This window comes from Amycolatopsis sp. NPDC104587 (genome assembly GCF_055583645.1).
Genome location: NZ_JBVJNO010000018.1, coordinates 172418 through 191835 on the forward strand (window position 1 = coordinate 172418; position 19418 = coordinate 191835).

The following is a 19418-nucleotide window of genomic DNA, read 5'->3' on the forward strand; positions in this document are numbered from 1 at the left end:
CAGGGAAGAAAGGAAACCATGGAGCAGTACGAACTCGACGCCGTCAAGCGGATCACGACGCGGCCGGCGCGCGACTTCCGGACGTTGGCGGTGCGGGGCCTGACCCCGGTCATCGGCGCCGAGGTCACCGGCCTCGACCTGACCCGGGAGCTCACCGACGAGCAGCTCACCGAGCTGAAGACGGCGTTCCTCGACCACCACGTGCTGGTGTTCCGCGACCAGGACATCACGGTGGAGGACCACAAGCGCCTCGCCGCGAGCTTCGGTGAGCTGCGTCCGGTGAACCCGCCGCCCGAGCACGGTGACCCGTACATCCTCGAGGTCGCGACCGCGCCGGAGTCGGCCAACGTCTTCGGCAACGGCTGGCACGCCGACGGCACCGCCGACGCCGAGCCGTCCCTGGGCTCGATGCTCCACATCACGCGGATGCCCGAGCCCGGCAGCGGGGGTGACACGCTCTTCGCGAACATGCACCTCGCGTACGACATGCTGTCGCCGAAGCTGAAGGAGCTGCTGGCGGGCCTGACCGCGATCCACGACGGCGCGCACGCCTTCCGCGGCCACAAGATCCCGGAGGGCTACGAGCCGCCGTCCAGTGAGCACCCGATCGTCGTGCGGCACCCGGAAACCGACCGGCCGCTGCTGTACGTCAACCCGGCCTACACCTCGCGCATCCCCCAGCTGTCGGCCGACGAGAGCCAGGCCGTGCTCGACCTGCTGTTCTCGATGGTGCCGAACCGGCCGATGCTGGCCTGCCGCGTGCGCTGGGAGCCGAACACACTGGTGTTCTGGGACAACCGCTGCGTCCAGCACCACGCGACGTACGACTACTACCCGCACACCCGCTTCGGCCACCGCGTCGCGATCAACGGCGGACCGCTGAAAGGCTGACATGGCGTCCGAACCTGTGGTGGACGTGGCCGACCCGGCCGTCCTCGGCGACCCGATGTGCGGGTACGACCGGGTCCTCGCCGAGGCGCCGGTCTGCTGGGCACGGCTGCCCGGCGGCGGTGAGGGCTGGCTGGTGACCGGCAGCGACGCCGCCCGCGCGGTGCTGTCCGATCCCGCCGTGCGCAACGATCCCACCGGCCTGCCGGGTCAGGGCGCGCAGACGCAGGAGGAGGCGTTCCTCGCGCTCGGCACGCCGCCGGAGCACCTGCCGTACCTGCGCGCGAGCCTGCTCAGCCTCGACGGCGCCGAGCACACCCGCCTGCGTCGCAGCATCAGCCACGCGTTCAGCGCGTCGCGGGTCGCCGCGTTGCGTCCCCGGGTGCAGGAGATCGTCGACGGCCTGCTCGACGGCCTGGGCGGCGCGACGGCGGACCTGCTCGCCGACTACGCGTACCCGCTGGCGATGGCCGTGGTGTGCGAAATGGTCGGGGTGCCCGAAGCGGACTGGGCGGACTGGTACCGCTGGGGCAAGGTGCTGGTCGAAGGCGACCCGGCGCGGATCACGCCGACGCTGGGCGAGATGTTCGCGTACTGCCACGCGCTGGTGGACCGGCGCCGCGCCGAACCGCGGGAAGATCTGCTCAGCGAGGTCGTCGCGCAGGACGACCTGACCGACGTCGACGCCGTGGCGCTGGTGGTGTTCCTGGTGCTGGCGGGCCACGAAACGATGGCGCACATGCTGTCCAACGCGGCACTCGCGCTCATGCGCGACCCGGCCCAGCGCGAGCTGCTGCGCGCGGAGCCGGAGCTGTGGCCGGCGGCGGTGCGCGAGCTGGTCCGCACCGACGGCCCGGTCCAGCTGGCCCGCCTCCGTTACGCGGCAACGGATCTGGAGGTGGCGGGTGTGCAGATCAGCGCGGGCGACGCGGTCCAGGTGGTGCTCGGCGCGGCCAACCGCGACCCGGCGCAGTTCGCCAACCCGCACACGGCGAACGTCCGCTGGCAGGCCCGGCACGGCGGCCGCGAGGGCGGCGTCGGCTTCGGCTGGGGACCGCACTTCTGCCTGGGCGTGGCCCTGGCGAAGGTCGAGGCGGAGGTGGCGCTGCGGAGCCTGTTCGACCGCTTCCCGGCGGTGACCCCGGTGGCCGAGCCGAAGTGGGTGCCGCTGCCCCGTGGGCGGCACCGGGTCGACCTGGAGGTCCGCCTCCGCTGAGCCGCGCCGGGCGCGTCGCAGGTGCGCTTCGCCCCACAGCCGGACCTCTTCGACGACCGGCAGGACCGTGGTCCCGTAGGGCGTGAGCCGGTACAGGACGCGGGCCGGTCGCCACGCGCTCGATGAGCCCGTCGGCTTCGAGCTCGCGCAGCTGTTCGGCGAGCACCTTGGGTGTGATCGGCGTGGCGCGGCGGCGGAGTGGGACTCACCGTGGGCGAGCCAGTAGAGCAGGGTCAGCTTCCACTTCCCGCCGACCGCGTCGAACGCCGCGGCCATCGGGCAGCCGGGCAGCGGGTGACGAGCGCTCAGCGTGGCGCGCGGGCGAACGCGCCGACCGGCATCGTCAAGTCGGCGCTCGACGCCCCGCACTCGAGCATCCACAGCGCCGCGGCGGGACCGAGGTCGCGGCCCAGCGCGCCGAGCGCGTCCGGATCGGGGGCGACCGCGCGCGCCTGCTCCAGCCCGCGCGCGAACGCGTCCGGGTCCCAGCCACGCACGTCGGCCCCGCCCAGCGACCGTGCCCCCGAAGCTAGCGCCGTGACCGGGAGCGGGTCGAGGACGCCGAGCAGCCCGTGCGTCCGCTCCCCCACCAGAACGCCCATCCAGCGCGAGGTTTCCGCGGTGGGCCGGGGCCCGGTCCACCGCGGCCGCCCGTCCATGTCCGGGAGGCTCTCCGGGACGCCGGACACGGCCCAGCGGCCCGCCCACTCGACGGCCAGGCCCGGCGCGCTGCGGGTGGCGGGGTTGTGGAACCGGGCCATGTCCCACCGGTTGCCGACCGCGACGGCGGCGAGGTCGCGGTGCGGCCAGACCCGGGCCTCCCACCAGAAGCCCCACGGGAACGCGGCGGTGTGCCCCCACCACCAGTCCGGCCCCAGCTCCGGGTCGGCGAGCTCGAGGGTCAGGCCGGAGTACGACCGGGCACCGTGGCTCGGGCGCGCGACCCGCGGTGTCACCATGGCCGCGAGCGACTCCGCCCGGACGAGACCGTGGTCGCCGCGAGCGGTGCGCAGCAAGGACTGCAGCAGCCGCCCGGCGTCCGCGACGCTCGTGTGCATCCCGACGCCCGGGTAGGCGGAGGTGCGCAGCGGCGGGCTCGGCAGGCACCAGTCACCGAACGCCATGTACCCGGTCGCCCGCCCGCCGGTCCGGTCCGCCGCGCCGGTCGCCCACGGGTTCCGCGTGCCGTCGTCGACGCTCGTGGCGGTCATCCCGGCGGGCGCGAACACGTGCTCGTGGACGCGCGCGCCGTAGGGTTCGCCGGTCAGGTGCTCGACGGCGCCGCCGAGCACCCCGACACCGAAGCTGGAATACGAGTAGGGGCCCGGTTTTGTCACCAGCGGCAGCGCCCCGCCGTACTCCACGGCGCGCCCGGCTTCGTGGCGGCGCCGGACGTAGTCGAGGACCGGTTCGGCGGGTGCCGCGTGCGCCGTGGCCGTGACGATGTCGCCGTAGTAACCACCTTGGTGGGCGGCCAGCATGGCCGCCGTGACGGGCGCCGGGTCCTGCCCGCGCAGCCCCGCGGGCAGCACCTGGTCGATCGGCGTGTCGAGGCCGAGCGCGCCGGCCTCCACGAGCTGCATGAAGGCCAGCCCCGTGACGGGCTTGGTGAGCGACCCGGCCGGCGCCACCGTCTCGCCGGTCATCGGCGTGCCGGCGCCGAGGTCCGCGAACCCGGTCGCGGCGGTCCGCAGCTCGGCGCCGGTCACCACCGCGACGGCCACCCCGGGCGTGCCGGTGACTGCGGCCAGCTGGGGCAGGACGGTGTCGAGCGCCCCCATCACGTCGTCGAGCATGCCTCTCCTCGCCGGGTGCCACGAACGGGTGCCCGTTCGGCAGGAGATCATCCCCTGGTGCGGGGAGGTCGGGTGTCACCGGGTCCCGCGAGGCGGCTCTCGAGTTATGTAAACAGGAGGGTGCGCCGCCACGAATCCGGTGGACCACTCGCAGTTCGCCGTCTTCGACGTGTTCGGTGCCGACCGCTACAGCGGCCTCGCCCTCCCCGGCTCGGACTGGCTGGTCGTCGCCGGACCGGGTGGCGCCCGACGCTCCCGGCGAACCACCGGACTCCTTCGCCCAGTAACAAGGCCGTCGTGCTCCCCCAGCCTGCTGGCTCGAGCGAAAACGGCGGCCCGCCCCCCGAACTTCCGGAGGCGGGCCGCCCTTCGTTCACTCAGCTGTCACCAAGGGCGGTCGACTGCCCCGCCCGCGACGGTGTAGGTGATGTAACCGCCCTGGAAGTCGCTGCGGTACACCCCTCCCGTCACGTACTCGTCCGTCGTCGGGTAGCGCAGGTAGGACCGCTCCCACCCGAGCGCCGCCCAGCGCTTGCGGATTTCGCCCTTCACCGCGTGCGCACCCGTGGCCACCGTGTAGTAGATCGAGTGCTCGTACGCGCCGAGCCGGAAGTGGTTGTACCGGCCCACTCCGTCCGGCGTGCCGCCCTCGTCCGTCGTCGGGTAGCCCAGGCCGCGCTCGTAGTCCAGCGCCGCCCACCGCTTCCGGATCTCACCGAAGATCGCGTGCGCGCCGGTGCCGGCCGTGTAGTAGATCGACCCGACGTTGCCGCCCTTGATGAAGTGGTTGTACCGGCCGACGCCGTCCGGCGTGCCGCCCTCGTCCGTCGTCGGGTAGCCCAGGCCGCGCTCGTAGTCCAGCGCCGCCCACCGCTTCCGGATCTCACCGTAAACCGCGTGCGCACCCGTCGCCGCGGTGTAGTAGATCGACCCGATGTTGCCGTTGTTGGTGAAGTGGCTGTACTGCGCCACACCGTCCGGAGTGGACGCCGTGTCAGTCGTCGGCGGCCCCAGCTTGGCGTGGCCACCGAAGGTGAGGTACTTGTCCCGCACCGGCCCGGTGATGAACTTCGTGCCCCCGACGGCACTCCAGTACAACCGGCCGTTGACGTACGTGCGGTAGTGGACCGTGCCGTCGGTGACCTCGGCCGCCGTCGGCGCGCCCAGCTTGGTCCGCAACGCGGCGTCGCCGTCGTAGCGCTGGTCGATCGGCGTCGCGTAGTTCGCCGTCAGCGTCAGGTCGGTCGTGCCGACGGTGACCACCCACGTGGTGCTCGTCGGACCGCCCTGCCAGCCGGTGAACTTCGAGACACCGTCGGTGCCCAGCGGCGCGGCCTCGACGTCGAACGTGGCGCCTTCGGTGACCATGGCGGAGCTGACCCCTCCCTCCACCGGGATGCTCAGCGCCGCGGGCTGCGTGCCGACCAGGGTGATCCGGTGCTCACGCGGCCGGGCCACGTAGGTCTTCGACGTGACCACACCCGCGCTGTCGGTCACCGTCGCGGTGAACTCCATCCGGGAGTCCGGGTGGTCGGTGAACGGCTGCGCGAAGCTCGACCCGGTGCCGCCGACACCCGGGTGCGAGTGACAGGTCGCTTCGCTCGGGCAATGCCGGACCGCGGTGGTCCACGTGATCGACAAGGCGCCGTCTTCGACGTCGGTCGCGGTGCCGCTGAGACCGACCTGCTGGTTCACCGCGAAGGTCGCGGTGTCCCCCGGCGTGGTCACCGTGAGCGCCGGGCTGTGGTTGCCCGGCGCCACCACGACCGTGGTCGTGCCGGTGGCGCCCAGCGGGTCGCGCACCGTGAGCTTCGCGGTGAACGACTCGGTGCCCGCCGCGTAGGTGTGGTTCACCTTCGGGCCGGCGTCGGCCGCGGTGCTCCCGTCACCGAAGTCCCAGTCGTACTTCAGCAAGTCGTTGTCGTAGTCGACCGACGCGGAGCCGTCGAAGGAGACCGTGCGGGTGTCCGGGTCGGTGGTCGACGACGCGCTCGCCACCGGCGCGGTGTTGCCGGCCGTGTACGTCAGCCGCCGCAGCTTCCCGGTCAGGATGTCCGAGTAGACGATGTCGCCGTTGGCCGCGGCCGCGAACTTGGTCGGACCACCGATGTCGGTGAAGGGCGGCGGGTTCTGCGGGGCCTGCGTGAGCTTGCCCTGGTCGTCGTACCTCATCGTCCAGATCTTGTGCGTCACGTAGTCGCCGAAGAAGTACGACCCGCGGTAGGCGGCCGGGTAGCTCGATCCGTTGTAGACGATGCCGCCGGTGACGCTGTTGCCCTGCATCGCCCCGGTGCCGTGCAGGTACTCGAAGATCGGCGGCTGGTTCGCCACGCCGGCACACCCCGCGAGGCTGGTGTACCCCGGCGTCGCGTGGTTGCCCTCCCAGCACGGCCAACCCTGGTTGCCGCCGCGCTGCACGACGTCGACCTCTTCCCAGGTGTTCCAGCCGACGTCACCGGCGACCGGCAGGCCCAGGTTCGGGTCGATGCTGAACCGGAACGGGTTGCGGAAGCCGCGCGCGTATACCTTGCTCGCCGTCGACGAGGGGTTCGCGGCGTCGTAGTACGGGTTCCCCGGCACCCCCTTGCCGTCGGGGGTGAAGTGGAGGATCTTGCCGTAGGGCTGGTTGACGTCCTGTGCCCGCAGCGCGCCCGGGTCGACCTGCGTGAAGTCGCCATTGTCGCCGATGGACGTCCACAAGGTGCCGTCCGCGGCGGCGATGACGCCGTTGATGCCGTGGACGTTGTGGATGCCCGGCACCTCGAACAGCGACTGCTCGCCGGTCAGCCCGGTCGGCGCGCCCGCCGCGTCCACGGTCACGGTGAACCGCGACAGCCGCATGACAAAACCGCCGCCGACGTCGAGCGACCGCGTCAGGTAGACGCTGCGCGACGTCGCATAGTCCGGCGCGACGGCGACGCCGACCAGGCCGAGGTCACCGATTACGCGGGTCGGCAGCGTCGCGAGCGTCCGCGGCGTCCCGGTGGCCGGGACCCACTGGACCCGCCCGTCCTTCGCCGTGGCGACGACGGACTGGTCCGGCAGGTACCCGAAGTCGGTCAACTGGTACTGCCCCAGCCCCGTGTCGGTGTCCCTCAGCACGAATCCCTGCGGAAGAGCCGCGTCCGCGACCCCGGTGGACATGACGGGCAGTAACGCCCCGGTCAGCAGGGCTGCCACCACAGTGTGTCTTAGCGCTCTGAGCCTTCCCAAAGTCATACCGGCCCCCTTCCAGGCGGTCGTTTATCGCCTGAATGGGTAGTCCGGTTGCACCTGATCGGGCATATTTACCGTTGTGACTAATGGGGCAGTGGGCCGGAAACCGCCACGCTGGTCGGGCGCCACACCCCGTGTTTCGGTGGAGGCGGGCCAGGTCGCGGCGGCCTGGCTTGGGGTCGGAGTGCGGCGGAGCTGCATCGGCCGAGCCGGGACCGGAGCGTTCCGATGCGCCCGCTCCCCGACCCGACCGACGCGGCTCCGGCGCGCCCGGTCCCGACCCGGCCGACTCGGCCGGCGCGGCTCCGGCGCGCCCGGTCCCGACCCAGCCGACGCGGCTCCGGCGCGCCCGGTCCCGACCCAGCCGACGCGGCTCCGGCGCGCCCGGTCCCGACCCGGCCGACTCGGCCGGCGCGGCTCCGGTGGGATCTGTTGCGAGGCTCGGCCGACCGGGCTCCGGGCACCTTGGTCCTGTGGCGAGGCTGATCCGGCCAGTGCGGCTGTAGCGCGCTCCGGTTCCGACCCGGCCGACGCGGCTCCGGCCGGCGCGGCTGCAGCCGGGTCGGCCCGGCCTCGCGACCAGAGGCGCCCCGCCCCGCCTGGGCTAACGCGCGTCGAGTTCGTCGTCCAGTGCAGCTTGCACCTTCGCGGCCGCCCGGGTCAGTGCGCGGTGGGCCAGCGCCACGGCGACCGCCGCCACGAAGACTCCCGCCATCGCCCACGCGCCGCCGCCCTCGTCGGCCGGTACGACGGCTAAGACCACCAGGGCGAACAGCAGCCACCGGTTGCGGACGGCGGGACGGACCCGCGCGACGGCGACCCGCCGCCGGGTGACCAGGGACATCGGACCATGAGCTCCCACGGACACCGACCTTCCGCCGGGACCGGCCACACCCGGTGACCGATCGCGAACAAGAGACGTCCCGACAGTCGTGAAATCCGCCATCGGAGTTACCAGTTTGACCACCTCTGACTCGCCGTGAACATCAATCCACTCGAAAGAGTGAGATGCACAGTTGTTGCCTTTTTGTGCCCCTTCGTAAAACTATCCCACCGCCAAAAACTTCTTCACATTCCCGGTCCAGGCAAGCGATCGGGACCCGGACGTCGGTCAGCCAGGAACCACTGTCGAATTCGTCGAACCGGACATCCGCCCGCCACCCAGGACGCGACACGAATAGCCGGACTTTCGTTTTCCACCAAAAAAGTCGGCAATTTCCCCCGGGCCGACGTCCGAGCACCCGCAGCGGACACCCCGCCCCCTGACGTCCGGAGCACCGATCACACTCCATGACTGATGTTGATTGATTGCGAGTAGTTTCTTGCGACTTTGTGCATCTTCGTGCAGACTGCGAGCACGCCGACCACCCGCCCGTGCGGAGATCGAGGAGTTCCGATGCGTTCTGACCGGTCGTCCCGCGCGCGGCGCGGCTCGCACGCCCTCCTGGCCGCCGTAGCCGCGGCCGCGCTGGTCAGCGGCGCCACGCCCGCCGCCGCCACGCCCGCCACGCCGCCCGCCGCCACACCGCCCACCGACGGCTACACCGTCTCGGTCGGCGCGACGCACCCGTGGTCGACCCCGACCGACTCGCCCGCGTCCCCGTACGTGGACCGTGACGGCACGTTCTACTTCCAGCAGTCCGCAGCCCTCTACGGCGCCACGGACCCGCGCGAATGGGACTTCTACAGCGGCCGCGACTTCGACAGCTTCACCAAGAACGCCGTCAGCGACGCGGTGAACCCCGCGAACCCCGACGACCGCAACAACAACACCACCTGGCGCTGCAACACCAGCCCCACCGGAGTGGAGTCCACCGCCGCGCCCTCGGGGTCGCGGTACGCGCAGAAGAACTACTGCGACCTCGTCGGCACCTGGGTCGACCCGGACACCGGCGACTGGTACGGCTTGGTGCACAACGAGTTCACGCCGCAGCCGTTCGGCGACGGCCTGCACTACGACGCGATCGACTACGCGGTTTCGACCGACCGGGGCCGGACCTGGACGATCAAGGCCCACGTCCTCACCTCGCCGTACAGCACCCGGCGCGGCGACACCACGGCGTTCCCGAACCAGACCTACTACTACGGCGACGGCGACCAGCGCCTCTACGTCGACGCGGCTTCCGGGTACTTCTACGTCTTCTACGGCTCGCGCGTGGTCGACAAGAACGGGAGCTGGAAAGCGTTCTACGCCCACGTCGCCCGCGCGCCGATCGCCTCGAAGATGGCGCCCGGCTCCTGGCGCAAGTGGTACGACGGCGCCTGGACCGAACCCGGTGTGGGCGGCAAGGAAAGCAACCAGGTGCCGGCCGGCGCGGACAACCCCGCCGGCTACACCCCGCCCGCCCAGGAGTACAACCCCGCCAACGCCGGCACGGCAGACCAGCAGGTCGCCGCGGGCAAGATGCCCGCGACCTCACCGCTGTTCGTCATGGACATCACCTACAACGCCTACCTCGGCCTCTACGTCGGCGAGCCGCAGGCGGTCGACCAGAGCGGCAACGCGCCCCAGCAGTACTACGCCACCGACGACCTGGCCACGCAGAAGTGGTTCCCGATCGGCACCACCGGCGGCTACCACACCGCGTCCTGGTACCGGTGGTTCGTCGACTCCGCGAACAAGACGAGCTCCACCATCGTCGGCAAGGACTTCCGCGCCTACTGCTCGTTCGGCTGCTCCGGCGACGCTTCCGGGGAGTACGTGGACGTCTCGATCGACAACCCGCGGCGCGCGGCGGTCCCCTTCGACCCGGCGAAGACCTACCGGATCGCCGACGGTGCCGGCCGGGTGCTCGCGCAGGTCCCCGGCGGCTCCGCGACGACGTCGGTCGCGGCCGGCGACGGGTCCGCGGCGCAGGCGTGGACGTTCACCGGCAACGGGGACGGCTCGTACCGGATCACGAACGCCGCGAGCGGGCACCTCCTGGGCGTGGGTTCCTCCTCCGCGGCGACGCGGGCGTGGGGCACCGCGCCGACGGTGACGGCGGCCGGCGCCGGCGGCCCGGCCGTGGGTCAGCAGTGGTTCGTCGTTCCCGGCCCGTCGGGCGCCTACCGGCTGGTCAACCGCTACAGCGGCTTGGCGCTGGGCCTGCCGGTGACCACCGGGCAGGCGGCCGAGACGACACCGGTCCGCCACTGGACGGACCGGACGGGCTCGGCGGTCGGCGGCGGCCGCACCGCGGCGCAGCAGACGCTCGCCATCACGCCGGTGGGAACCGCCGGCGGCCTGGACGGCACCCACGTCCTCACGGCGGGCGGCAAGGCGCTGGACGTTCCCGGCCACAGCACCACGCGCGGAACGCAGCTGGTCACGTGGACCCCGAACGGCGGCGCGAACCAGCGCTGGACCTTCACGCGGCAGCCGGACGGGTCCTACGAGCTGCGCAGCGCCGAGTCCGGCCTGTGCGCGGACGTCGACGGCGGGCGCACGACGGCCGGCGCGGCCGTCATCCAGTGGCCCTGCACCGGCGGGGACAACCAGCACTGGACCGCCGTCCGGCGCGCCGACGGCACCGTCACGCTCACGTCCGTCCACAGTGGCCTGACGCTGACCACGTCGTCCGCCGCCGACGGCGCCCGGGTCACCCAGCAGGCCGGCGCCGGAGCCGACGGCCAGCGGTGGTCGGTCAGCGGCTGAGCCACTCCGCCAGGAGCGCGCGTTCCGCGTCGGTGAGCACGGCCAGCTCCGGCAGCACCGCGCGGAACACGTTGACCACCGCGCCCGGATCGGACGCCGGCGGCGCCGGCACCGACGTGAGCACGGTCGCGAGGACGGCCGTCAGCAGGTCTTCGGCCAGCGCCGGGTCACGCCGTTCTTCCGGACGGCCGAGCAGGGTGAAGACGGCGCCGGTGCCGGCCGCGTGGATCACGTCGGCCGCGCGCGCTTCCGGCACCGCGAGAAGACCCGCGGCGGCCACCCGCGCGACCCGGGCGCGGAGCACCTCGGCACCGGCCGCCGTCGCGGGCGAGTCCCGCAGGCGGCCGGGCACGGCGAGCATCAGGAAGACTTCGGGGTTGGCGAGGGCGAACGCGATGTGCGCCCGCCACGCGGCGCGCAGGTCGTCGACCGGGTCGCCGTTCTCCCCCGCGGCCTTCTCCGCCTTGCCCGCGGCGTAGCCGGCCATCACGTGCTCGGCGACCGCCCGCAACAGACCGTCCTTGTCGCCGAACAGCCGGAAGATGGTCGGCGGCGGCACGCCCGCCGCCTGGGCGACCGCGCGGGTGGTCACCGCCCGCGCCCCGTCGTCGTGGAGTAGCTCGGCCGCGGCGGCGATGATCCCGGACCGGACGTCGACGGCGGACTCTCCCTGCATGAACCAATGGTATCAGGATCGCGATACCACTGGTTCGAATCAGTGGTATCGTCGAAAGCGAACCAGTGATTCACGGAGGAGAACCCATGATCGTCATCACCGGCGCGACCGGCCGCCTCGGCTCCCGGATCGTCGAAAACCTGCTCGGCCGCGTGCCCGCGGACACCGTCGGGGTGAGCGTGCGCGACCCCGGCGCCGCCGCCGGGCTCGCCGCCCGTGGTGTCCGCGTCCGCGCCGGGGACTTCACCGACCCGGCCACGCTCGACGCCGCGTTCGAGCAGGCCGACCAGGTGCTCGTCGTCTCGGCCGCGATCCGCGGCCCGCAGGCCGCCGAAGCGAGCCAGGCCGCGATCGACGCCGCGGTCCGGGCGGGCGCGTCGCGGGTGCTGTACACCAGCCACCAGATGGCCTCGGCCGGCTCCCGCTTCGACCCCGGCCGGCAGCACGCCGCCACGGAAACCCATCTGGCGGCCCAAAAAGTCGCTTCGACCGCGCTGCGGCACGGGTTCTACGCGAGCACGTTCGAGTACTACCTCGCGGACGCGCTGCGGACGGGCGAGCTCCGGCTCCCGGCCGACGGCCCGGTCTCCTGGACGGCCCACGACGACCTCGCCGAAGCCGACGCGCTCGTGCTGACCCGCCCCGGCGCGTTCGACGGCCCGACCCCGCCCCTGACCGCCCCCGAGCTGCTCGACTTCGCCGACGTCGCGAACATCGTCGGCGACCTCACCGGCCGCACGATCAAGCGCATCGTCGTCGACGACGAGGAGTGGACGGCGGCGGTCACCGGGCAGGGGATGCCCGCGGCCGCGGCCGAGTTCACCCTCGGCATGTTCCGCGCCGCCCGGGCCGGCGAGATGGCGGTCACCGACCCGGCGCTCGAGACGCTCCTGGGCCGCCCGGCGACCTCGGCGCGTTCGGTGCTCGAAGCGCTTGTTCGCCGAGAATCGGCTTAGGGGGTCAGCAGGCCGGAAAGCACCACGCCGGTCAGGCGCCGCACCGCGTCTCCCGGGGACGCGCGCACCGACGTCAACGCCTGCAGGCCCAGCCGGACGTCTTCGGCGGGTGCCCGCAGGATGCCCGCTTCGCGCGCCCGGTCCACCAGCCGGGCGAAGACCTCTCCGTGCTCACGGGCCAGAGCCGCGTACGCCGGGTTCGCCCGCATCGCGTCCGTGAGCGGGCCCTGCCACTCGCCGAACCGGTGGAACGTCCGGGTCAGCGCCCGCCGGACGTCCGGGTCGGCCAGCGCCGCGCTCAGCTGTGCCGCGCAGCGCGAGGCCTGCTCGGCGAAGACCACCGCGACCAGGTCGTCGCGGGACGGGAAGTGCCGGTGCACCGTCGCGGGGGCCAGGCCCGCGCGCCGGGCGATCTCGCGGACCGGGACTTCGGTGCCCAGCCGGGAGAACGTCGTGTGGGCCACCGAAACCAGGTGACGGCGGTTGCGCTCGGCGTCCGCCCGCCGGTTCTGCGTCAGTTGCTCGTGCACGGCTCTCACTTCGCCCCGGCCTCCGGTGGTCACTCCTAGCGTCAACACCACCAGCCCGCCGGAACTTCCCTGGAGTGAAACGTGTTCGCAGCCCGGTTCGAGCGGTTCGGCCCGCCCGGTGTCCTGTCCGTCGGCGACCTGCCGGAGCCGCACGCCGGGCCGGGGCAGGTGCGGATCCGCGTGCGCGCGGCCGGCGTGTCGCCCGTCGACCTGGCGATCCGCGCCGGGAAGTCACGCTCGCCTCTCTCCCTGCCGCACGTTCCCGGTGTCGACGCGGCAGGGGTGGTCGATGAAGCGGACGCCGACGGCGTCTCGGTCGGCGACGAGGTCTTCGGCTCGGTCGACCTCGCCCGGCTCGGTGGCGCGACGGCCGAGTTCGCGGTGCTCGCCTTCTGGACGCCGAAACCGCCGGCCATGCCGTGGGCGCAGGCGGGCGCGGCGGCCTCCGGGATCGAGACGGCCACCCGCGCGCTCGACCTGCTCGGCGTCGGCGCGGGGTCGACCCTGCTCGTCGACGGCGCTTCCGGCGGGGTCGGCAGCCTCGCCGTCGGGCTCGCCCTCGCCCGCGGCGCCCGCGTGGTCGGCACGGCCGCGCCGGGCAACCAGGAGTTCGTCGCCGGGCTGGGGGCGACACCGGTCCCCTATGGCCCGGGACTGCCCGGCCGGGTGCCGGGCCCGGTCGACGCCGCCCTCGACGTCGCCGGAAAGGGCTCGCTTCCGGAACTGGTGGCGCTGACCGGTTCGCCGTCCTCGGTCGTCACGCTCGCCGACTTCAGCGGGCCGGAACACGGCGTCCGGATGTCGGTCGGCGCGCTGGCCGGCCAGCCCGACGGGCGCCACGGTCTCGCGGTCGCCGCGCGGCTCTTCACCGAGGGCTCGTTCCGCGTGCCCGTGCAGGCGGTCTTCCCGCTCGAGGACACGGCCGCCGCCCACACCGCCGCGGAAACCGGGCCGCGGCGGGGAAAGCTCGTCGTGCTCACTCCACCGGAGGGCACTCGTGCGAGCACGACGCCGCCGACGCGTTCGCGATGACGTGGTCGAGCTTCTCCCGGGTGCTCGCCAGCTCGGCCAGCTGCCGGTCGATGCGGTCGCGCTCGGCGACGAGCACGGCGAGCGCCTCGGGGGTCGCCTCGCCCGTGTCGACGGACGGCAGGATCTCCAGGATCGACTTGCTGGACAGCCCGGCGGCGTAGAACTGCTGGATCAGCCAGACCAGCTGCACCCCGCGGTCGGTGTAGTGCCGGTGCCCGCCCGCGCTGCGCTCCGGGACGAGCATGCCCCGTTCTTCGTAGTACCGCAGCGCCCGCACGCTCACGCCGGACTTCTCGGCCAGTTCCCCGATCCGCATCGCCGCTCCCGAAGTGATCTGCCGCACTCGAGGTTGAATCTCACGTCCACGTGAGGTTTTAGCGTAGCAGGGAACTCACCTGAAGGAGATCCCGTGACCACCCGTGCCGACCACCTCCTGTCCCGCCCGCTCACGCTCGGCGAGCTCACCGTCCCGAACCGCATCGCGCTCGCGCCGATGACCCGCGCGCAGTCGCCCGGCGGCGTTCCGACCGAAGAGGTCGCCGCTTTCTACGCCCGGCGCGCGGCCGGCGGTGTCGGCTTGATCGTCACCGAGGCCAGCTACGTCGGGCACCCGTCGGCCGGCGAGCACGACCAGGTGTCCCGTTTCTCCGGCGACGAGGCCCTGGCCGGCTGGTCCCGGGTCGCCGACGCCGTCCACGAGGCCGGCGGCGTGATCTTCCCGCAGCTCCAGCACGTCGGCATGACGCGCAAGCCCGGGCCGGTGCCGCACCCCGGCGCGCCCGCCATGGGCCCGTCCGGCGTGCCGGTGTCCGCGGACGGCAGCCCCGGCGAGCCGGGCCGGACGATGACCCAGGCCGACATCAACGCCGTCGTCCAGGCGTTCGCGGACGCCGCGGAAGCCGCCGAACGCCTCGGCTTCGACGGCGTCGAACTGCACGGCGCCCACGGTTACCTCATCGACCAGTTCCTCTGGGCGGGCACCAACCACCGCACCGACGGCTACGGCGGCGACCTGCGCGCCCGGACCCGGTTCACCGCCGAGGTCGTCGCCGGGGTCCGCCGCGCGGTGTCGCCCGGTTTCCCCGTGGTCGTCCGGCTTTCCCAGTGGAAGATGAACGACTACACCGCCCGGATCGCCGAAACACCGGAAGAGTTCGGCGTCATCCTCGACACGCTCGCCGACGCGGGCGCCGACGCCTTCCACGCCTCGACCCGCCGCTTCTGGGAGCCCGCGTTCGCCGGCTCCGACCTCAACCTCGCGGGCTGGGCGAAGAAGCTGTCCGGCAAACCCGCGATCACGGTCGGCTCGATCGGGCTCGACACGGAGTTCACAGCAGGCGGAACCGCGACGGCGACGAGCATCAACGGCGTCCTGGACCGCCTGGAGGCCGACGAGTTCGACGCGATCGCCGTCGGCCGGCCCCTGCTCGCCGACCCGTCGTGGGCGTCGAAAGTCCTGGCCGGCCGCGAAACCGAGATCACGCCCTTCACCCCGGCGGCGCTGGGCACCCGCCGCTAGGACCGGTGAGCGCCCGGCGGCCGGGCTAGGGTGGTCACCCATGAAGGCCACCTCAGCCCTCGCCGCCGCGCTCCTCCTGCTGACGGCCTGCGCCCCGGGTTCGCGGTCCGGCGAGATCGTGTCGCCGGCGCCGACGACCGGCGGGAGCGCGACCTCGGCGCCGGGCCCCACCGAGGCGAGCGGGTTCAGCCCGCGGGCCGACGGCCTCTACGTCGGCGACCCGGCCGACAACAGCCGGACGTACCTGCGGTTCTACGCCGACCACACGGTGGTCGAATCGGGGGTCGCGCTCACCGCCACCCCCGACGACGTCCGCCGCTGGCTCACCAAGACCAGTGACAAGGAGATCTCGCGCGGCGCGTGGACCCCGGCCGGCACCTTCACCGCGACGTCGGCCGCGGGCGACGTCGACTACACCGTCACCGGACGGCGGGGCGAGGGGTACACGCTGACCTGGCACAGCAAGATCAACGACCACGACGGCGCGGGCGCCGTCACCTTCTCGCCCGACCACCCGTGAGCGTCGGCGGCCGGCCCGGTAAACGCTTCCAGCGGACCCGGTCAATGCTTGACACGATGCGAACCGCCTCTTAACCTTCAGTTTCGCCGCCGGGTTGTCCAGACCATTTATTCACACCCGTGAACGAATGGTGGGACGGAGTGTGCTCACGCTCCGTCCCGGTCCTCGTCGCGAAAGGACACCCACGATGCGCGTGCGTGCCATGCTCGTCCTGCTGGCGGTTCCGGCCCTGGCCGCCGGAACCGCGTTGCCCGCCCTCGCCGGCCCCTCGGGCGGCGCGATCGGCCAGAGCGTCCTCGCCGATCCGGCCAAGGCGCCGGGCGGCAACTTCGACCTCGGCGTCTGGCAGCTGCAGGAGCCGGTCGGGTCACCCGGGTCGCCGACCACCATCTCCTCCTCGCGCCTGCAGGGCGCGAACGGCTTCCAGGACAGCTACTTCTACACCGACACCCGTGACGGCGCGATGACCTTCTGGGCGCCGGAAAAGGGTGTCACGACACCGAACTCCAACTACGCGCGCTCCGAGCTGCGCGAGATGAACCGCAGCGGGTCGGCCGCCAACTGGTCGCTGAGCGGGTCGCACAAGCTGAGCGCCACCCTGCGCGTGGTGTCGGTGACGTCGAACGTCTGCGTGGGCCAGGTGCACCTCGGCACCGGCGGGTCGTCGACCAAGCCCCTGCTGGAGCTGTACTACCGCGCGAGCGGGGACATCGTGCTGGGCACGGAGAACTCCCCCGACGGCGGCCAGACCCCGCACACAGTCGGCCACGTCGCGATCGGCAAGACCTGGACCTACACGATCGGCATCTCCGGCGGCAACACCATCGACCTCACGGTCAACGGCAGCACCACGCACTACAGCATCCCGTCGTCGTTCAAGGCGTACAAGCAGTACTTCAAGGCGGGCTCGTACAACCAGTCCTCTTCGGACAGCACGACGAAGGGCGCCCGGGTCGCGTTCTACGGCCTGACCGTCTCGCACAGCTGACCCACCCCGGCCCGCCGCCCCGACCGGGCGGCGGGCTAGGTAGCCTTCAGCACGCTGGCCGCGACGATCAGCACGCACACGGCCGAGTTCAGGATCCGGTGGTCCACCAGGATCGCGGCGAACTCGCGCAGGGTCGCACTGGGCCAGAAGTACCACGCCGTCGGCGCGCCGACGACCTGACCGTCCACTTTGGCCGCACGCGCCAGCAACGCCGCGCGCAGGACGTGGAAGTTGTTGGTCACCACCACACACCGGTAGCCCGGGTGCCGCGCGCGCATGAGTTCCGCGCTGTAGACCAGGTTTTCCCGTGTCGTCCGCGACCGGTCTTCGAGGATGATCCGCTCGCGCGGCACGCCCCGGCCGACCAGGTAGTCCGCCATCGCGTGCGACTCGGGGACCTCCTCCCCCGGCCCCTGCCCGCCGGAGGTGACCAGCAGCGGCGCGCGGCCTTTCGCGCGTTCGGCGTCCAGCACCCGCTGCCCGCGGTCGAGCCGGCCGGCCAGCAGCGGCGGCACCTTCCGGCCGCCGAGCAGCCCGGATCCGAGCACCACGACGAAGTCGAGCGGCCGCCGGCTGCGGACCCGGCCGTAGACCAGCGAGTACAACAGAAAACAGACGAAGAGGAACGACAGGTACGCGACGATGCCGTCGACGCTGTCCCGGACGACTTCCAGCGGCGCCCAGCCGAGCTGCCCGACGACCACCCCGAAGACGACGAGCGCCACGATGCCCAGCCCGGCCGCCAGCGACAGCAGGTTCGCCGGCCGGCGGCCTTCGCGGCGGAGCATCGTCACGCCGTTGCAGATCAGGAAGACCGCGAGCACCACGACGGTGAGCGGCACCAGGGCGAGCAGGCCGAACCCGACGATCGCCGCGGCTTCCGGCGAGATCGACGCCAGCAGGGCCAGCAAGGCCAGGCCGAAGAACGCGAGCGCGAAGAACAGGTAGAAGCCGTTGCGCAGCTTCCGGCGGTCGAGCAGGAAGCTGACCAGGAAGACGGCGAAGCAGAACACGGCCGCCGCGAGCGGGAAGAGCGCCGGGTTCACCCGGCCTCCAGCCGCCGCCACGTCGCCAGGAACACCAGCGCCGCCGCCACCGACCCGGCCGACGCGAACGAGCTCGCGGCCAGGTAGACGACGTAGGTGTTGTCCCGCAACGTCGCTTCGTAGCCGCCCTGGGTCAGCGCCGCGCCGAGCAGGACCCCGCCGAGGGCCAGGAACACCAGGCCGCCCAGCGCGGCGAAGGCCACGACGACCACCCGCGGGATCCGGCGCTTGCCTTCGTGGCGCCGCACGGCTCCGCGGCGCGCGAGCCACCACGACGCCACGCAGGCGAGCGCGAGGGCGAGGGCGATCGCGTCGGCGGCCAGGGTGTCGGACAGCCGGTGCCACTTCGCGGTCACCGTGTACGCGCCGATGCCGACCGCCCAGGACAGCAGGAAGAACAGCGCCACGCCGCGCCACCGGTAGGGCACGACGATCAGGGCGGCGAACAGCACGGTCATCGCGATCGTGGTGTGCCCGCTCGGCAGGCTGTTGCCGGCGTAGTGCCTGGTGAGCGGCACCAGCCCCGGCCGCGGCAGCACGAACCGCTTGAGCACCTGCGTCACGAGCTGCCCGGCGACGATCACCCCGGCCGCGGCGAGGGCGAGGTCGGGGCGGCGGCGCACCAGGCCGGCCAGGACGACCAGCACGACGGCGGCGGCGAGCGCGTAGACGGTGATCCGGCCCAGTCCTTCGTCGGCGACGGCCCGGTCCCCCGCGGCGGCCTCGTCGGCCCCGCGCAACGCCGCGTTCTCCAGCTCCTGGCCCGGCACCGTCCAGACGGCGAGCAAATAGACGGCGACGGCCACGACGACGCAGACGAGCGCGACGACCAGCCAGCGGCGAGCGGGTACCACCGGACCTCCTCCGAGAAGTGCTGCTCCGGACGGCGCACCGGGGCGCCGCCGTCAGGAGTACACCGAAGGCGGCCCGGAACCAACACGACGGACGGTGCGCGGCCGTCACCCGATCGGGTCGGTCCGGCCCGATCGGCGGGTACGTCATCCGCGACACGACGGCGTCGGCGCAGTGGGGCTTCGCCACGGTGAAGCGGAACGACGAGCCCGAGAAGATCGTCGGCGCGGCGTTCGACCGCCGGTCGAGCGCCTTCATCCTGTCGATCAAGGGCGGCTCGGGCGGTCATTCCCTGGGCCTGCACCGCGACGGCCGCGGTCACGTCCGCCCTGTTCGACCCGGACATCGGCGAGTTCGACGCCCGGTCCGAGAGCGAGCTCCGCACCCTGCTGGTCTCGATCGGCGCGGCGTACCGGGAGCACGGGATGGACCTGCACGACAGCTACATCCTGTGGAGCTTCACCGGCTGACGCGAGCCCGGGGGGGGGGGGGGGGGGGGGGGGGGGGGGGGTGTGGGGACTCGCTCCTATCACGGACTGTTCCCCC

Annotated in this window: 16 protein-coding genes; 8 read left to right on the forward strand and 8 right to left on the reverse strand. The window is 72.6% G+C overall.

Translation table 11 applies throughout. The features are described 5' to 3' along the window. Nucleotides 1-18: 18 nt before the first annotated feature. Both ACZ61C_RS41595 and ACZ61C_RS41600 read left to right on the forward strand, forming a co-directional pair. A complete protein-coding gene (locus tag ACZ61C_RS41595; RefSeq protein WP_465313452.1) occupies nt 19-891 on the forward strand; it encodes a TauD/TfdA dioxygenase family protein in 873 nt (290 codons plus the stop codon). 1 nt (nt 892) lies between these two features. Next, nucleotides 893-2104, forward strand: coding sequence for a cytochrome P450 family protein (locus tag ACZ61C_RS41600; RefSeq protein WP_465313453.1), 1212 nt, complete (start codon nt 893-895; stop codon nt 2102-2104). Between the two features lie 305 nt (nt 2105-2409). On the opposite strand, the gene ACZ61C_RS41605 is transcribed toward ACZ61C_RS41600, so the two are convergent. The 3 genes from ACZ61C_RS41605 to ACZ61C_RS41615 form a co-directional block, all read right to left on the reverse strand. Then, the gene (locus tag ACZ61C_RS41605; RefSeq protein WP_465313454.1) at nt 2410-3900 is read right to left on the reverse strand and encodes a serine hydrolase domain-containing protein; all 1491 of its coding nucleotides are present in this window, start codon (nt 3898-3900) and stop codon (nt 2410-2412) included. A 384-nt stretch (nt 3901-4284) separates the two neighbouring features. Further along, nucleotides 4285-7119 (reverse strand): PQQ-dependent sugar dehydrogenase, encoded by a 2835-nt coding sequence (locus ACZ61C_RS41610; protein ID WP_465313455.1) that lies wholly within the window; start codon nt 7117-7119, stop codon nt 4285-4287. Nucleotides 7120-7720: 601 nt separating this feature from the next. Next, nucleotides 7721-7960, reverse strand: coding sequence for a hypothetical protein (locus ACZ61C_RS41615; protein ID WP_465313456.1), 240 nt, complete (start codon nt 7958-7960; stop codon nt 7721-7723). A gap of 552 nt (nt 7961-8512) precedes the next feature. Here ACZ61C_RS41615 and ACZ61C_RS41620 point away from each other — a divergent pair. Next, the gene (locus ACZ61C_RS41620) at nt 8513-10753 is read left to right on the forward strand and encodes an RICIN domain-containing protein (RefSeq protein ID WP_465313457.1); all 2241 of its coding nucleotides are present in this window, start codon (nt 8513-8515) and stop codon (nt 10751-10753) included. Here the strand turns inward: ACZ61C_RS41620 and ACZ61C_RS41625 are convergent. Next, a complete protein-coding gene (locus ACZ61C_RS41625) occupies nt 10743-11429 on the reverse strand; it encodes a TetR/AcrR family transcriptional regulator (RefSeq protein WP_465313458.1) in 687 nt (228 codons plus the stop codon). The genes ACZ61C_RS41620 and ACZ61C_RS41625 overlap by 11 nt on opposite strands. A gap of 86 nt (nt 11430-11515) precedes the next feature. Here ACZ61C_RS41625 and ACZ61C_RS41630 point away from each other — a divergent pair, with 86 nt between their 5' ends. Continuing rightward, on the forward strand, nt 11516-12385 hold the full coding sequence (locus tag ACZ61C_RS41630) for an NmrA family NAD(P)-binding protein (RefSeq protein ID WP_465313459.1): 870 nt from the start codon (nt 11516-11518) through the stop codon (nt 12383-12385). Here the strand turns inward: ACZ61C_RS41630 and ACZ61C_RS41635 are convergent. Next, nucleotides 12382-12915, reverse strand: a complete 534-nt coding sequence (locus ACZ61C_RS41635) for a TetR/AcrR family transcriptional regulator (protein WP_465313460.1) — start codon at nt 12913-12915, stop codon at nt 12382-12384. The genes ACZ61C_RS41630 and ACZ61C_RS41635 overlap by 4 nt on opposite strands. An 81-nt stretch (nt 12916-12996) precedes the next feature. Here ACZ61C_RS41635 and ACZ61C_RS41640 point away from each other — a divergent pair, with 81 nt between their 5' ends. After that, a complete protein-coding gene (locus ACZ61C_RS41640; RefSeq protein WP_465313461.1) occupies nt 12997-13947 on the forward strand; it encodes an NADP-dependent oxidoreductase in 951 nt (316 codons plus the stop codon). Here ACZ61C_RS41640 and ACZ61C_RS41645 read toward each other — a convergent pair. Then, nucleotides 13892-14263: a MerR family transcriptional regulator gene (locus ACZ61C_RS41645; RefSeq protein WP_465313462.1), complete on the reverse strand. Its 372-nt coding sequence runs from the start codon at nt 14261-14263 to the stop codon at nt 13892-13894. The genes ACZ61C_RS41640 and ACZ61C_RS41645 overlap by 56 nt on opposite strands. A gap of 93 nt (nt 14264-14356) precedes the next feature. On the opposite strand from ACZ61C_RS41645, the gene ACZ61C_RS41650 reads away from it, so the two are divergent. The 3 genes from ACZ61C_RS41650 (at nt 14357) to ACZ61C_RS41660 (ending at nt 16974) form a co-directional block, all read left to right on the forward strand. Further along, entirely contained in the window at nt 14357-15466 is a 1110-nt protein-coding gene (locus ACZ61C_RS41650; protein WP_465313463.1) for an NADH:flavin oxidoreductase, read from the forward strand. 40 nt (nt 15467-15506) lie between these two features. Beyond that, a complete protein-coding gene (locus tag ACZ61C_RS41655; protein ID WP_465313464.1) occupies nt 15507-15986 on the forward strand; it encodes a hypothetical protein in 480 nt (159 codons plus the stop codon). A gap of 187 nt (nt 15987-16173) precedes the next feature. Beyond that, the gene (locus ACZ61C_RS41660) at nt 16174-16974 is read left to right on the forward strand and encodes a polysaccharide lyase family 7 protein (protein WP_465313465.1); all 801 of its coding nucleotides are present in this window, start codon (nt 16174-16176) and stop codon (nt 16972-16974) included. 35 nt (nt 16975-17009) lie between these two features. On the opposite strand, the gene ACZ61C_RS41665 is transcribed toward ACZ61C_RS41660, so the two are convergent. Both ACZ61C_RS41665 and ACZ61C_RS41670 read right to left on the reverse strand, forming a co-directional pair. Then, nucleotides 17010-18020 carry a YdcF family protein gene (locus tag ACZ61C_RS41665; protein ID WP_465313466.1) on the reverse strand — a complete coding sequence of 337 codons (1011 nt, stop codon included), beginning with the start codon at nt 18018-18020 and terminating at the stop codon, nt 17010-17012. Then, entirely contained in the window at nt 18017-18874 is an 858-nt protein-coding gene (locus tag ACZ61C_RS41670) for a phosphatase PAP2 family protein (protein WP_465313467.1), read from the reverse strand. The genes ACZ61C_RS41665 and ACZ61C_RS41670 overlap by 4 nt, the downstream gene beginning before the upstream one ends. Nucleotides 18875-19418: the final 544 nt, after the last annotated feature.

Bases quoted from the DNA above. Each gene is read 5' to 3' on its own strand.
- ACZ61C_RS41620 (WP_465313457.1), top strand. From the start codon at position 8,513: ATGCGTTCTGACCGGTCGTCCCGCGCGCGGCGCGGCTCGCACGCCCTC.
- ACZ61C_RS41615 (WP_465313456.1), bottom strand. From the start codon at position 7,960: ATGTCCCTGGTCACCCGGCGGCGGGTCGCCGTCGCGCGGGTCCGTCCC.
- ACZ61C_RS41600 (WP_465313453.1), top strand. From the start codon at position 893: ATGGCGTCCGAACCTGTGGTGGACGTGGCCGACCCGGCCGTCCTCGGC.
- ACZ61C_RS41625 (WP_465313458.1), bottom strand. From the start codon at position 11,429: ATGCAGGGAGAGTCCGCCGTCGACGTCCGGTCCGGGATCATCGCCGCC.
- ACZ61C_RS41595 (WP_465313452.1), top strand. From the start codon at position 19: ATGGAGCAGTACGAACTCGACGCCGTCAAGCGGATCACGACGCGGCCG.
- ACZ61C_RS41660 (WP_465313465.1), top strand. From the start codon at position 16,174: ATGCGCGTGCGTGCCATGCTCGTCCTGCTGGCGGTTCCGGCCCTGGCC.
- ACZ61C_RS41630 (WP_465313459.1), top strand. From the start codon at position 11,516: ATGATCGTCATCACCGGCGCGACCGGCCGCCTCGGCTCCCGGATCGTC.
- ACZ61C_RS41645 (WP_465313462.1), bottom strand. From the start codon at position 14,263: ATGCGGATCGGGGAACTGGCCGAGAAGTCCGGCGTGAGCGTGCGGGCG.
- ACZ61C_RS41605 (WP_465313454.1), bottom strand. From the start codon at position 3,900: ATGCTCGACGACGTGATGGGGGCGCTCGACACCGTCCTGCCCCAGCTG.
- ACZ61C_RS41655 (WP_465313464.1), top strand. From the start codon at position 15,507: ATGAAGGCCACCTCAGCCCTCGCCGCCGCGCTCCTCCTGCTGACGGCC.
- ACZ61C_RS41610 (WP_465313455.1), bottom strand. From the start codon at position 7,119: ATGACTTTGGGAAGGCTCAGAGCGCTAAGACACACTGTGGTGGCAGCC.